Annotated in this window: 13 protein-coding genes; 10 read left to right on the top strand and 3 right to left on the bottom strand. The window is 46.8% G+C overall.

The window, feature by feature from the left end:
• Positions 1 to 122: 122 nt before the first annotated feature.
• Positions 123 to 1,214: an endolytic transglycosylase MltG gene (gene mltG, locus RIC07_RS23910; RefSeq protein WP_446396692.1), complete on the bottom strand. Its 1,092-nt coding sequence runs from the start codon at positions 1,212 to 1,214 to the stop codon at positions 123 to 125.
• Positions 1,215 to 1,303: 89 nt separating this feature from the next.
• On the bottom strand, positions 1,304 to 1,891 hold the full coding sequence (locus RIC07_RS23905) for a DUF3727 domain-containing protein (RefSeq protein WP_446396716.1): 588 nt from the start codon (positions 1,889 to 1,891) through the stop codon (positions 1,304 to 1,306).
• Positions 1,892 to 2,258: 367 nt separating this feature from the next.
• On the opposite strand from RIC07_RS23905, the gene RIC07_RS23900 reads away from it, so the two are divergent.
• The 8 genes from RIC07_RS23900 (at position 2,259) to RIC07_RS23865 (ending at position 10,255) form a co-directional block, all read left to right on the top strand.
• Complete coding sequence (locus tag RIC07_RS23900; protein WP_446396691.1) at positions 2,259 to 5,414, top strand: peptide cleavage/export ABC transporter; 3,156 nt, start codon at positions 2,259 to 2,261, stop codon at positions 5,412 to 5,414.
• Between the two features lie 325 nt (positions 5,415 to 5,739).
• Positions 5,740 to 5,928, top strand: a complete 189-nt coding sequence (locus RIC07_RS23895) for a hypothetical protein (RefSeq protein WP_446396690.1) — start codon at positions 5,740 to 5,742, stop codon at positions 5,926 to 5,928.
• 121 nt (positions 5,929 to 6,049) lie between these two features.
• A complete protein-coding gene (locus RIC07_RS23890; protein ID WP_446396689.1) occupies positions 6,050 to 7,636 on the top strand; it encodes an HlyD family efflux transporter periplasmic adaptor subunit in 1,587 nt (528 codons plus the stop codon).
• A gap of 57 nt (positions 7,637 to 7,693) precedes the next feature.
• Positions 7,694 to 8,137 carry a HetP family heterocyst commitment protein gene (locus tag RIC07_RS23885; RefSeq protein WP_446391285.1) on the top strand — a complete coding sequence of 148 codons (444 nt, stop codon included), beginning with the start codon at positions 7,694 to 7,696 and terminating at the stop codon, positions 8,135 to 8,137.
• Positions 8,138 to 8,448: 311 nt separating this feature from the next.
• Positions 8,449 to 8,676 carry a hypothetical protein gene (locus tag RIC07_RS23880; RefSeq protein WP_446396688.1) on the top strand — a complete coding sequence of 76 codons (228 nt, stop codon included), beginning with the start codon at positions 8,449 to 8,451 and terminating at the stop codon, positions 8,674 to 8,676.
• 58 nt (positions 8,677 to 8,734) lie between these two features.
• Entirely contained in the window at positions 8,735 to 8,983 is a 249-nt protein-coding gene (locus tag RIC07_RS23875) for a hypothetical protein (protein ID WP_446396687.1), read from the top strand.
• Positions 8,984 to 9,099: 116 nt separating this feature from the next.
• Positions 9,100 to 9,402, top strand: a complete 303-nt coding sequence (locus RIC07_RS23870) for a hypothetical protein (RefSeq protein WP_446390866.1) — start codon at positions 9,100 to 9,102, stop codon at positions 9,400 to 9,402.
• Between the two features lie 112 nt (positions 9,403 to 9,514).
• Positions 9,515 to 10,255, top strand: coding sequence for a peptidylprolyl isomerase (locus tag RIC07_RS23865; protein ID WP_446396686.1), 741 nt, complete (start codon positions 9,515 to 9,517; stop codon positions 10,253 to 10,255).
• Between the two features lie 426 nt (positions 10,256 to 10,681).
• Here RIC07_RS23865 and RIC07_RS23860 read toward each other — a convergent pair whose 3' ends face one another.
• A complete protein-coding gene (locus tag RIC07_RS23860; protein WP_446396685.1) occupies positions 10,682 to 11,518 on the bottom strand; it encodes a hypothetical protein in 837 nt (278 codons plus the stop codon).
• 579 nt (positions 11,519 to 12,097) lie between these two features.
• On the opposite strand from RIC07_RS23860, the gene RIC07_RS23855 reads away from it, so the two are divergent.
• Positions 12,098 to 12,679, top strand: a complete 582-nt coding sequence (locus RIC07_RS23855) for a hypothetical protein (RefSeq protein ID WP_446396684.1) — start codon at positions 12,098 to 12,100, stop codon at positions 12,677 to 12,679.
• A 211-nt stretch (positions 12,680 to 12,890) separates the two neighbouring features.
• On the top strand, positions 12,891 to 14,786 hold the full coding sequence (locus RIC07_RS23850; RefSeq protein WP_446396683.1) for a PhoX family protein: 1,896 nt from the start codon (positions 12,891 to 12,893) through the stop codon (positions 14,784 to 14,786).
• Positions 14,787 to 14,878: the final 92 nt, after the last annotated feature.

The raw sequence follows: 14,878 nt of genomic DNA, 5'->3' as shown, positions 1-14,878 counted from the left end.
TAGCAGCGTTCCTGCTTCCTCTAGCGTAGCAGTCTTCGCGATCGCAGCCTAGAACTAAAGTTCTGGCTTAAAGCTCAAACCCGTTAAAACGGGTTCAAAAATTTACCCAATAAGCTCCATTTTTAAGGTTGTTGAATTTGCTGCGCTTCCCGTTGTTTACGAATGGCGTCTCTTGCTGCTTCATGGGCTTCTAATGTTTTACTAAATAAATGAGTGCCATCATAGCGGGCGACAAAAAAGAGATAGTCGGTTTGTTCGGGATTGAGTGTGGCTTTTAAACTGTCTACTCGGGGACTGCCAATGGGGGTAGGCGGTAATCCGGGATTGAGATAGGTATTATAAGGAGAGGGTGTTCCCACTTGGGCATAAGTTAGGGGCTGATCTGCCGTTTGGCGAAAGCCTAATCCATATTCAACGGTAGGATCAGATTCCAGTTTCATTCCTCGGCGGAGACGGGCGGTAAATACCCCAGCAATCAGGGGACGTTCATCGGCAACGACTGCCTCTTTTTCCACGATACTGGCTAAGGTTACCCACTCATGTAAACTGAGTTGAGTTTGCTGTTGTCCCTGTTGATACACAGGTAAAGCCACCTGCTCGAATTGTTTGAGCATTTGGTTAATAATTTGTTGAGGCGTGACGCGATCGCTCGGTAGTTGATAGGTGTCAGGATATAAGTAGCCCTCTAGGTGCGGTAAGTTACTGGGTAACCAGGGAAACTGATCCTCTGGAATCTGACTCGCCGCCGCCAGAAAGTCTTGCGCTTTAAAATATCCCAGGGATTCAAAATAGGTTGCCATCTGCTGGAGGGACCACCCTTCGGGAATCGTGAACGAGAGTTGCATCACTTCACCCGTCCAAATTTTTTGGGCAACTTCGGGTAAGGGTTGACTGGGGGATAGTTTATAGGTTCCAGCTTTAAATCCACCCTCTGGATCTTGCAGTCTTAACCAATAACCCCAGAGTCTCCAGGCATTAGCTGAACGAATTAAACCCGCTTCTTCTAAATCAAAACCGATTTGCTGGGCGGCTGTTCCGGTGGGAATTTGGATTTGTAAGGTATTGGTTGATGGGTCTAAGGATTGATCGACAGGGGGAGACTGTACCCAACTCCACCATGCCCACCCCTGCCATAAACCGATTACCATGGTTACTGGGAGTAAGGCAAGATAATAAGACCATTTAGAGAATTGTTGAACTGTTTTATTTGTCATTTGTCATTTGTCATTTGTCATTTGTCATTTGTCATTTGTCATTTGTCATACTCGCTTGCGCGAGAAGCAAGCTACGTCTTATGTCATTTTTAATCTAAATCTTCAAATAATAACTCTTCTAGTAGCGGTTGGACTTTTTGGAATTCTTCGGGAGATAATAGTTCTAATTGACCTTTAGGGTTATGTTTGGCGAAAAAGAGTAGGGGATCAATGGGAGTGTAAATTCCGTACTCTTGTTCTTCATGGTAAAAATTCGCCAACAATTGCAATTGTTCGGGTTCGAGTTCCACATCTTCTTCGGCGAGTTCAATGCTGAGAATTTCCTCCTCATCCGCTGGCGGAAGTTCACCCGCGACGGTTAGGGTAAATGCGGTGCGTTTCAGGGTGAGATTTTGTTCAGCGAGAACCGCTTGGGCATCGGAGAAGATTTCATCAATTTCTGTCTCGTCTTCTACGAGGGTAGCATCCGCGAGATCGTCGGCTTGATCATCCTCATCCCAGGCGACTATTTCGACGGGTGAATCAATAGGGAGGAGGAGTAAATAGTCGATACCTTCTACATTCAGAGAATGCTCGATTGAACAACTGAGCGATCGCCCCGCCTCATCGGTGAGCGTTACATTACTACTACTGTGACCAGATTGTCCATTTTCTTGGGGAAAGTCAGATGAAAACATGCCGTTTTTGTCAAGGCTCATGGAATATCAAAAACTTGCCGTACTCTGTGGATCAGGTGGCAAAGTCTTAGAATATCACGGCGCGTAAACTCAAAATCATCATCTTCGAGGTTATCGGTCTAAGGCTGGACATTTGGGTTAGGAAAGGGAACAGGGAACAGGAACGAAGGTCACTACCTGCCTGAGTACTGCTATACAAACCACACCCGACACCCCACACCCCACACCCCACACCCGAAGGGATAGTTTGTCTGTATAAAATATAACCTGGTTTTTGTCAACGACCTAAAGGTACTCAAAAAGTATTACCTAATTTGCTAGAGTAGCTGCTTATGCTTTTGAATATGCCCAGGCTGAGGAGTGAGGAATGAATCAGAAACTCAAAAATCAGGGGCAATTGCACGATCACTCATCACCAACTGAGACTCAGAACTTGGCTGTGATCCACTCGTTCCTGAACCAATGGGATGTTGATGCCGATTTAGTATCGGAGTTTTGTCAAGGTTTAGAATGGTATGAATTTGAACTCGGTGATGACCTATTGAGCGATCGCGCCTCCAGTCAATCCCCGAATTCGGATCAATCTGAACTGAACCCTAGTGACCTTTACTTCGTTTGTCAAGGTCGGGTGCGGCTACTGGGTTACAATCCCAGCCAAAAACGTTATGTATCGGCGGGGGTACTCGAATCCGGTGAGAGTTTTGGCGCGGATACTCTAGTTGGCGATCGCACTTTACCCTACCAAGTCCGGGCGGTTAGTTCCGGTCTCGTGGCGCGGATGGCTGAAACCCAACTCAATCAATGGGTTGAGCGGCTTCCTGAGCTACAAGACCACCTCACCTCAACCATTAGCCACCGCCAACGCCTCCTCTTTCTCAAAACCAATACCGAGTTGGCAGACATTCCCAGCCAGGATCTCCAGCAACTTCTTCCTTATTTAGATGCCGAACAGATTCCCGCCGGGGAACCCTTAATCCAATCCACCCCACCCAGCGATGGTCGTTTCTGGTTGCGTCACGGTGACATTGAAAGTCAAAAGGATGACAGTTCACCCCCAGATATTGGCGACAGTTGGGGATATCCCCAAACCATCCCAGAGGATTGGATAGCCCAGACGGATTTATCGGTCTATCGACTCAGTACCGATCATTGGCAAACCGCTCAATCTATCGCGCCTATCCTCTCTCCAGACACCGAGGATGGAGAAAAATCTGAAAACGGACATATCCCATCCGCCGCTAAGAAAAAGGCGGTATTACCCGTCCAGAAAACCCGCAAGGTTACCCCGACTAAATCCCCTGAAGCTGCACCCCAAGACCAATCCGAATCCCAATCCATCACCTTTCCAAAACCCAAACGCCGGATACGGCGGGCATTTTGGCGAGGATATCCCTTTGTTCAACAGCAGAGTAGTTCCGATTGCGGGGCGGCTTGTCTGGCGATGGTGGGACGCTATTGGGGGAAGCGATTTAGCCTCACCTCCCTGCGGAATCTGGCGGGTGTCGGGCGGACGGGTGCATCTCTATCCGCCTTAGCCAAAGCTGCTGATAATCTGGGATTTCAAGCCCGACCGGTACGGGCGTCTTTGAGTCGTTTAGCGGAAATCAAACAGCCTTGGATTGCCCACTGGGGCGGAAATCACTATGTTGTCGTTTACTGGTGTAAAGGCGATCGCATGTTGGTGGCTGATCCGGCGGTGGGGAAGCGCAAACTCTCTCGCCAAGCGTTTATTGAGGGTTGGACGGGTTATGCGTTACTCATCGAACCAACGGAACGCCTCAAAGAGGTAGAAAGTCAAAAAATCTCCTTCGGTAAATTTATCAGCGCCCTGTCCCCCTACCGGATGCTGATTGGGCAAATTATCTTAGCCTCTCTATTAATCCAGCTTTTTGGACTAATTACACCCCTATTTACCCAAATTATTCTCGACCGGGTGGTCATCCACAAAAGCTTTATCACGCTGCATGTCTTCGCCGTTGGTTTACTTTTATTTGGCATTTGGCGTATCGGTATTAGAGCCACCCGACAGTATCTCTTAGATTATTTTGGCAATCGTATTGATCTAACCCTGATTGGTGGCTTTATTAGCCATACCCTAACCTTACCCCTCTCCTTCTTTGAATCCCGCCATGTCGGGGATATTATCACCCGTGTGCAGGAAAACCAGAAGTTGCAGCGTTTCCTCACCCGCAAAGCGATTACCGCTTGGTTAGATGCGCTGATGGCGGTGGTTTATATCGGGTTGATGGCGTATTACAACTGGAAATTAACCTTAGTTGTCCTGGCAATTATTCCGCCAATTGCCCTATTAACCCTCTTTGCCAGTCCCTTCCTGCGCCGGGTGTCACGCGAAATCTTTAAGGAAGACGCCGGACAAAATTCGTCACTGGTGGAAATGATGAACGGCGTAGCTACTGTCAAAGCCAACGCCGCCGAACGAGAGTTACGCTGGCGCTGGGAAGATCGCCTGACTAGGATGCTGAATGCCCGATTTCGCGGTCAGAAACTGGCGAATGGGTTGCAATCTACCGGGGGTTTATTTCAAACCTTGGGAAATACGGCATTACTCTGGTATGGTGCTACCTTGGTGATCCAAGACCAACTCACGATTGGTCAGTTTGTGGCATTTAATATGCTGATTGGTAATGTGATCAGTCCAGTCTTGGCATTAGTCGGACTGTGGGATGAGTTGCAAGAAGTCACCGTATCCGTGGAACGCCTGAATGATGTCTTTGAGGCAGAACCGGAAGAAAGTCCCCAACATCCCTTGTTAGTGCTTCCCCGACTAGAGGGAGATATTAAGTTTGATAATGTTACATTTCGTTATTCCGACCAGCAAGAACGTAATACCCTACAGAATATTTCCTTGCAGGTGGAATCGGGGCAAACTGTGGCGCTTGTGGGTCGCAGTGGTTCGGGAAAGACGACGCTAGTCAATCTCCTACAAGGACTTTATCATCCCACCAGTGGGCGAATTTGGTTGGATGGGCATGATTTACGCCATGCTTCGCCCCAGTCGTTACGGGCGCAGTTAGGGGTGGTTCCCCAAGAGTGTTTCTTGTTTTCGGGAACGATTATGGAAAACATCACCCTTTATGCCGAGGATGTGACGTTAGATCAAGTGGTGGAGGTGGCGAAACTCGCCGAAGCCCACGCCTTTATTGAAGATATGCCCTTGGGATACCATACCCAAGTGGGAGAACGGGGGGCGAGTCTGTCTGGAGGACAACGCCAACGGATTGCGATCGCCCGGGCGCTGTTGGGTGATCCGAGGATTCTGGTGCTAGATGAAGCTACCAGTTCTCTGGATACGGATTCGGAACGGCGTTTCCAGCAAAATCTGACTCGGATTAGTCGCGATCGCACCACGTTAATTATTGCTCACCGTCTATCTACAGTACGCCATGCTGACTGCATATTGGTCTTAGATAAAGGCATTTTGGTTGAACAGGGGAATCACGACCAACTGATCGACCAAGGAGGACTTTATTATCACCTAGCGCAGCAGCAGCTTGATTTGTAAGTGGGTGGATACCTTTTGTAGAGACGTTCCGCTGGAACGTCTGGAAGCTGGGGGAGATGGGGGAGGTTAACTCAAAACTCTACCTTACCTATTGCCCATTGCCCATTGCCCATTGCCCATTGCCTATTCCCTGTTCCCTGTTCCCTAACACATGACAAATGACCAAAAAATATATCCCCCTAAAGGTGAATTCATTTCGACTTCATAGTCACCTAGTATAAAAAGTGACAGAATGCCAGTGTTTCCCAGTTCGGACTAGGCAACTTGAGTAAAGCCAACTCTTTTCTAGAGGAGCAGCCTAGATCGAACCGTTCAATCAATTTTTTTGCCGAATAAGCATCACGTCTTAGTTGGCGCGTGGGCGACGTTTGGCAAAATTGATCAAGTGGGAAATGCTAGAGGAAAGTTAATTAAAACTAAATGCACAGTTTTTCATTTTACTTTGTTTTGGGTGAAATGGCAAGAGGAAAATGAAGTTTGTATATTTTTATTACAAAAACGACTGTTTGCGTAAAAAGGCACGTTGAAAACAGAGAAAGGATCAGTAGTTCAAAGCTAGAAAGTTATACCTTTATGGCTGGGACTAATGAAACATCTCAATCAAAAGCTCTGAGACTCTATAAGGGTGGTTGACAATGAAGAAAGATATCATACTAATTCGCTCATTGGGCTTTTCTAAGCCGTTTGCCCCTGTCCCCGATCCGGTTTTTGACTCAAACAGCAATGACATTCAGAATCTCAGTGGAACTGAATCAGCCTGGATCTGGGGGGGTGTAGCTATCCAGGAAAGAGATGCCAAATCCCAGACCCCGGCTCATAGCCCAGATACCTCTGACTCAGGAACCTCACCGACAGCTTCTGCCCATCAGGATCATTGGTCTACATCCTTACAGGCTGTGCTGGATCAGCCCCCCTCTGCACTTCCCCGTTACCTGATATTAGGTGGAGTAATGTTTTCCTTGGCGTTTGTAGCTTGGGCAACATTCGGAAAAATAGATCAAGTCGGTTACGCCAGAGGGCAGTTAGTCCCTAAAGGCGATGTCTATAAAATTCATCCGGTTGCTGCGGGGAAAATTGAGGCAATTCACATTGAAGAAGGTGAGATAGTTAAAACCGATCAGGTATTAGTGGAACTGGATCACCAAATTGCTCTGGCTGAAGTTAAGCGCCTGGAACAAGAGCAAGCATCCTACCAAACGGAATTGAGTCAAATCCAAGCCCTGATTGAAAAAACTCATCTGGAAACGCAAACTCGTGCCGCGATTGCCCAAGCTCAAATAAAGGCTCAAGAAGCCGCGATCACTCAAGCCAAGGCGCAAGCAAAGGCTCAGGAGGTAATGATCGCTCAGAACCAGGTGAATGCAGCCAACCAACAACAGCTACTGAGTGAATTGGAGGATGATGCCACTGCCCAAAAAATTAGACTCCAACGGTTAGAACCCTTGCTGGAAGATGGTGCGATCGCGGCTGAAGTGGTGTTTCAACGGGAGCAAGCTTTGCGCGATCGCCAGCGCACGATTACCCAAACCGAAGGTGAACTCCAGCAAACCTTAGCTGAATCTCAGCGACTCCAAGCCGAGCAACAGCAAGCTTTAGCCCAAGCTGAGCAACTCCAAGCGGAATTAACCCAGAAGCAAGCCGAAAAGAATACAGCGCTGCTAACCGTTGAGCACAAAATTAAGGAACTTGAGGTTCAAAAAACCCAGCTACAAGCCAAAATTGATCAGACAACCAATCTGCTCAATAAAGCTAAAACCCAGTTAAAACAACTCTCCCTCACGACTCCCGTCGAGGGAGTTGTCTTATCCCTTCACGTCTCCAATGCTGGTGAAGTCGTCCAATCGGGACAAACCATTGCTGAAATTGCTCCCCAAGGGATGCCCCTAGTACTTTCAGCCAGCTTACCTAACCAAGAAGCCGGTGGGATTAAGACAGGAATGCCCGTGAAAATCAAATTCGATGCTTATCCCTATCAAGATTATGGGGTGATCGGGGGCAAAGTTACTTTTATCTCCCCAGATACCAAGCCAGATGAGCAACTTGGGGAAGTTTATAAAATCGAAGTGACCCTTGATCGCTCCTCGGTCAGCGCTAACGGTGAAACTATCCGGTTGAAAGCGGGTCAGACGGGTACGGCTGAAATTATTGTCCGTCACCGCCGCATTGCAGACATCTTGCTCGACCCGATCCGGCAGTTGCAAGAAGATGGCATTAACTTATAGAGCTTCACTGAATGAGACCTGCCTTTGTACTCAAAAGATACTCTGATAGTAAGCATAATGGCACAGCCAATTTATTCTTCCAAGACCAGTGGTAACAAAGCGATTGAACCCGATCAACTTAACCCTATCATCGATGCAATCCTTGATGGTAAGTATTCTTGGGCTTGTTATTTGCTTCTTCGTTATGCGGGTTACAATCCTGTACATTACCTGCCATACCGGACTTACCGCCGATTGGTCAAAGAAAACGAGCAAGCTTCTCAAGAGGAGAACGATGCAACCCATGCAAGTCACCCAAATCGCCAGTCTTCTGGAATCAAGTTAAATAGTAAATACTCAGGAAAATCCTTGAGCCAGATTAGTGATCTGCCTTATCTAGAGGATGTCAGCGAAAAACAAGCGCAGATACGAGGTAGCGGGGCAAACCCAGGATTACTATCCAATTCACTCCAGATGGAATGGGTTCGGTCTAAAATCCAAGGTTTTCTGAGCTTGAACTGAATCATTAGCATTCCAGTCAAAGCAATACCTGTCTAATTCTTGAAGGCAACTCCTTATCCTCGGGAGTTGCCTTCGTCCATAGTACTGTTACTTTCTCTGTGTGCCTTCTCTTCCTTTGCCTGATACGCCGTAACTGGCTATCAGTCTCAGTCTGAGCTACCTCGATAAAACTTCATAAAACTTTACACAACTCTGCCAAAATGGCAGCCGCTCACCAGGGATTAACATTACTATTAAATTCACAACCAAAAAAAAGACAGAAAGCTGGTTGTAAAAATACCATCACTTAGATACTTAAGGAGTTCCATCTCATGATTATTTCGGATTTAGAACACTTGGAATTTGTTGGTGAAGCCAACAAGATTGAAGGTGGAGATGCCTTTAGTGAATCGGATGCTTTTGCTTCGGCATTTGCGAACGGTCGCTTCTTCTCCGCTACCGACACCTTCACGTCTACATTTACAAGAGCTAGCTCTTCCTTCTTTGGCTCTTCTTCCTCTTCTTCTGCCAGTTCTAGCTCTGACTCGGCAGCGTTTTAATCTCAGCTTCTCTTCCAGAAGCTTGACTTGAAAAAAGTTCAAAAATGTTTGTTCTGAATTGACACAGGGAGTTCCCATGATTATTGCTGATTTAGACTATTTGGCAGACGTTTGTGAAGCCAACAGTATTGAAGGTGGACAAGCTTTCGCTGAATCGGATGCTTTTGCTTCGGCATCAGCCTTCGGTCAGTTCTTCTCCGCTACCGACACCTTCACGTCTACTTCGACCTTTGCTGGACGCTCTTTCTTTGGCAGCTTTTCATCATCTTCTTCGTCTCGTTCTAGCTCGGACTCTACAGGGTTTTAGCTTGAGCCATTTTTCAAGGAAGTAGTTAACTAGAGAAATCGCTGAAGCTTAAAACATATATAAATGTAAATTAAATGTTAAAAAGCTCTCAGCGGTTTCTTGAAAAGGAGAGATGTATGAGTCAACTAAGAATTGTCGATCTAAATTTCTGTGAGAGTCAATGTTCTGATCATCGTCAAGAACAAGTCCAAGGAGGTTTAAGTACCTTTTTAAGAGGTTCTTCCTCTTATAGTAGCTATGCTGCTAGCGCTGCAACTGACTACAACGCCGATTATTTTGTCAACTATTCCTTTGACAGAAGCGGTTATTCGGTTGCCATCGGAACAGAATACTCCACAGCCGCAGCAGGGGGAGGAGCTGGTGCTATTTCAGATGGTTTCACTTTGGTATCCGTATTTACCAATGCCAATGCTTTCTAAAGCGATGGGACATTGACATTAACACTGTAGGCTATTGATTGGCAACTTTTCCAATCAATAGCTTACTGGAAAATAATTGTTGACCTTCTCCTACCGAGAATTGTGGCTAAACATGAATAATCGTCCAAGTGCATCTGTTGAACTCGATGAAATTCTTAATTTCTTAAAGAAAAATATACAATTAAAGGAAGTTTATCAGAACATATTATATCAAAGTATTATCAATCAAACCGCTGAAGAAAAGGGAGTAACAATTGCAGCAGAAGAAATCCAAGCAGAGGCAGATCGCTATCGGCAAGCTAAGCACTTGCAAAAGGCTTCAGACGCCGTAGCTTGGCTCGCTGATCAGAAGATAACACCAGATGACTGGGAAGCTGGAATTCGCGATCGGCTATTGGCGAAGAAATTAGCGGATTGTCTGTTTTCTCAGGAGGTAGAAACGTTTTTTAGCCAAAATCGCCTGGAATTTGACCAGGTATTGCTTTATCAAATTATTTTAGCGGATGAGAAGTTGGCAGAAGAACTCGTCTATGAAATTGAAGAACAGGAAATCAGCTTCTATCAAGCCGCTCACATCTATGACATTGATGAGAGGCGTAGACATCAATGTGGATATGAAGGTAAGCTTTACCGTTGGAACTTAAAGCCGGATATAGCCGCACTGGTTTTTGGGACTCCAGCCGGAAAGGTGATCAGTCCCATCCAGATCGACCAAGGTTACTCGATTTTTCAGGTTGAAGAGTTTATCCCGGCTAAATTAACGCCACAGAGATGTCAAGAAATTCTGGATAAAATGTTTCAGGAGTGGTTAGCGAGGGAGTTAACCTATAGACTTCATAGTCAAATGGTTTAATGAGTTCCTTTTATCTGATAGGGAGAATCTGAATGGTGATCGACTGGAGAATTATTAGACAAAAGATAACCTCATCGGACGGTAAAAGAACGGCGATCGCTCAGAGCATGACTAGTGCAGCCGGGGATGGCGAGATAAAAATTAATCACGACGTCACCGTTAAAATTGATTCTGGAAATAGTTATAGCAGTAGTTCTTCAGCAAGTTCCTCTGCATCTAGTTTTCATTGAGCGGGTAAGGTTTGAGAGTCGCCTCTCTCCCCTATACGCATCTTTTCTAACAATCCTGAAAACCTTGTTTAACAAGGCTTTCAAATTCAAGCGCTGCCACGATGCTTAACAAATTACCACAAAGCTTTCTTGATATAAACCCAATTTTATTGAGAATGTGGGTGGGATAGCGCGAGAATGATCGCTCTGGCAAATATTAAGAAAGTTTGTTTTTGATTCCCCATCCAACTCCGATCAGGCAGAAAACTAGTAAAGCTAATAACGTGGATGATTCAGATACTGTTTTAACCATTACCCGATTGGTTTTAGCTTCTACTAAAGTCAGGTAAGTTAAGCTGTTGAATGTCCGAGATAACTCTCCTTTAACGGAGGCTTCAGCCATTTCTTGGTTTCCGGTAAAGGCTGTCTCAAACGTAGTATGTCTGGGGAAATAAGTTAAGCCAGTACTCTTGTCATCACTAAGAAAATCCCCATTCCCTGCAGTGGTTAACTGTCCAGCGATAATCAGGAAATCTAAAAGTTGCCAATTATCTGCATCTGTAGTGTCGTAAAGGTTCAACGCTATTTCAGCTTTTGCATTTGACCGTTCAAATTCTGGATCGTCTATTGAACTTTTTAGTCCTAAAAATGCATTAAAATCGAAGAAAAATGTTTCATCTTCTTCGAGCATGAAATTGTAGCCAATGACAGCAGCATTACTTTCGGCTAGTGCAAAGTAGCTATTACCTTCACCCTGGGCTGTACTCAATGAATTGTTGTTCGCTTTGGTCATTGTACCTAAGGGATCAGTGACAAAATTTGCATCAGCATTAGCATTAGCTACTGCCTGACTATTCCTGGCAATTGCCAGAGTTTGGGTATCAGTTAGAGTAAAAATATCTACAGGAGCGTGACTGAAGTTATCCAAATTGACCCAGGCTTCAGATGTAGCTAGAGTTGCAGCTAACGTTGGTGTCGTAGTCACACAACAGCTTGTTACTACCGGAGTAACGATGAGGGAAAATCGTTGAGCAAGAACTTGACTAAATTTCATCACATTTATCTTTCCTGTGCGATCGAGTTTCAAGAAATCGCAAATTGCTGACTCAGGGCAACAAAGTCACGAAAAAATTGCGAATCCTAATGAATCGGCAATAAAACCAATACAAATCAATCATTTGTATTATTACACTAAACTGAAACTGTGTGTAGTGCAGGTCGGGTGTGAGATGTGGGGAAAATATCAGCACCACTACAGCAAAGTAGGTTGGGTTGGACGATAGCGAAACCCAACAGGCTCTCCCTGGGTTGGGTTACTCAAAAAGAATGCTCCGCCTACGTTCCAAGAACCCAGCCTACAAAGGTAACATGCTCCCGATGTAAACGTCTGGGACGAATTCTTAACAATGAGATTACCTGGTTTTAAATCAGTACGGATAATATTTATATCTAGAGAATAGTCATCTGAAATCGTGAGATGCCAGTTTGAGCGATAAGTGCATTTGCTTATTCCGCTAGGGATACATTTGCATCAAACGGAGTCAACTCCTTTTAACGCCAAAGCAAGCTGTTCAGCCTTCAAATGACTGATTCAGATTCGCCGTCAAGACCTAGGTGCAACGTCTTTGTAATTATGTACATCAACTCATTCAGACAATCATGGCAACCCGAAGTGGTAAGAGTCGCTTTGACAGAGTGGATGGGCAAAGGTTTGACTCGCTATTTTTTGATCGGGGTGGCGGCGGCGTTCTTTTGCTTTGTTGGTGATAGTTATCGACCCGTACAGGCAGAGGCGGAAAGCATCGTTGTTGATATGTCTGTATATGGTCAAGTTGAGTATGGAGACTTTTTCGAGCGGGCAGAGACGATTGCCAGCGACGAAATTCGTCGTCAATTTAGTCAAAACCCCGATCTTGCAGACATTCAGGTTGTGGTTGTCGGCGATCGCAACGGCGAACTTGTTCCCATTCTCACCACTACTGTGTCTCGTACTCAGTGGCAAGAAACTCCCCGCGTGAGTGTCTGGACTAAGCACTATCATGCCTCATACATGCTACTCCAGCATCATCAAGGGCAGCCGACAGAAACAGTGGCAAAAACTCCTGTTCGGGCGACTATCGGAACTCAACGTCCGAGTTCCCAAATTGATCAAGCCTTAGATGAAGGTCGTCTGACTGGGGCAGAGGCACAGGACTATTTAGATGAATTGAATTAGTGATTGTGATGTTTGGCAAGTTAGGTGTGACCGTTCACTGACACCAGAACATCTTAACGTTTCCCGATTGAGAAGTGTAGCGTCTTGCAAGGGAAACCCTTCCGGTTTGAAACTGGGCTGACTTGACGTGGCTGAGTTCAAGCCTAGAGCAGTTTTCAGTTCACAAGCGTTACCGACAACAGCGTCAATACAGATTAAGAGGAGAGTGCAATTGATTCACGACAACAGAAGCAGCAATAAGTCAAGCAATCGTCCGTTTCAGGACGTACTCCAAGCCAGAATGTCTCGGCGAAACGTACTCGCTCGTAGTGCAGCGCTGTCAGCCACTGGCTTCTTAGCAGCGCTGGCTGGCGATCGCTGGTTAGATCGAGGTGCGGCGGCGGCGATGACTCAAGGGTCTAGAACCGCTGCAACTCAAGGAGTTGGTAATGCGATCGCCAAAGCTCCAGGCAGCCGTTTGATCAACTTTACACCTGTTCCTGCTGTTAACGGTACAGGACCCGTACCCACCGTTTCAGAGGATTACCAGTATGACGTGCTGATTCCCTGGGGAACCTCGATTCAGCCCGGTGGTCCAGAATATAATGGTGACCCGACTACCCGCCCGACGGCTGCCGAGCAAGCGCAACAAGTTGGAATTGGTCACGATGGTATGTGGCTGTTCCCGATTGGAGATAGTAATGACCGGGGCATGTTGGCGATTAACCACGAGTTTGGTACTAATCCACATGTCCTTGGCAAGCGGACACCGGAGAGTCTGGAAGATGTGCGCCTCTCTCAACATGCTCACGGCGTATCCGTCGTTGAGATTCAAAAGATCAATGGCAAGTGGCAACGGGTTGGCAGCCCGAATGCTCGCCGCATCCATGTCAATACACCCGTAACGTTTAGTGGATCCGTTGCCAATCATCCACTGTTGCAAACACCAGCAGGCAATTCTCCAAAAGGTACAGTGAACAACTGCGCCAATGGTCACACTCCTTGGGGGACTTACCTGACTTGTGAGGAGAATTTCAACGGTTACTTCGGCGCTACAGGTAGCTGGACACCCACGGAAGCCCAAAAGCGCTATGGCTTCAGTACCCAAGGCTTTGGCTATGGCTGGTACAACTTTGACCCGCGCTTCGATCTCTCAAACCCTAGTTACAAAAACGAAGAGCATCGCTTTGGCTGGGTGGTCGAGATTGATCCCATGGACGCTTCTCAGACGCCCGTAAAACGGACGGCATTGGGTCGGTTTAAGCACGAAAATGCCGAGCTTGTCGTCGGACGAGGCGGTCGTGCTGTGGTATACATGGGCGATGACGAACGCTTTGACTATATCTACAAGTTTGTTTCAGAAAGCAACTGGCGATCAATGCGGGCACGGCGTATCAGCCCCTTAGACCGAGGAAAGCTCTATGTCGCCAAGTTTAATGATAATGGCACGGGTGAGTGGCTGGAACTCACCATTAATAATCCAGCTCTGGCGGCTCAGTTTGCCGACCAAGCTGAGGTGTTAACCTTTGCCCGTCTCGCTGCTGACACCCTGGGTGCCACGCCGATGGATCGTCCGGAGTGGATTGCTGCTGCTGCCAATGGTGATATCTATTGCAACCTCACGAATAATACCCGCCGTCAAGTTCCTGATGCTGCTAACCCCCTGGCACCTAATCCCTTTGGTCACATCATCAAGTGGCGAGATAGCGACAACCACGTCGGCACTACGTTCACCTGGGACATCTTTGTTCTCGCTGTCGATACCCACGATACCGAGAAAAGCGCCTTTGGTAGTCCGGATGGTCTCTGGTCTGATCCCGATGGCAGGCTGTTTATTGAGACTGATGGTACTCAGCCTGAAATCAATGGCGTGAAACCGAATGACCAACTGCTGGTTGCTGACACAAACACGGGTGAGATTTGTCGCCTCTTCACTGGGGTAACGGAGTGCGAAGTAACGGGTTTGACCAGAACCCCCGATCGCCGGACGCTATTTGCCAACCTTCAGCATCCGGGTGATGGTAATCCAGATTTGACCAACTTCCCGGCATCCCAAGGTAGCGGCAAAATCCCCCGTGATGCAACGGTTGTGATTACTCGCAAAGATGGCGGTATCGTTGGTTCCTAAGTTGGCACGCTCCTCGTATTCTGGTGAGCAGTGTCCACCCTACGGTAAAGGGTTGTGGCGCTCCCCCTAATGGCTGGAGCGTGCCATTCGTC

It is taken from the genome of Coleofasciculus sp. E1-EBD-02, from assembly GCF_040218245.1.
GTDB lineage: Bacteria > Cyanobacteriota > Cyanobacteriia > Cyanobacteriales > Coleofasciculaceae > Coleofasciculus.
This window is presented reverse-complemented; position numbering and strand designations above follow the sequence as displayed.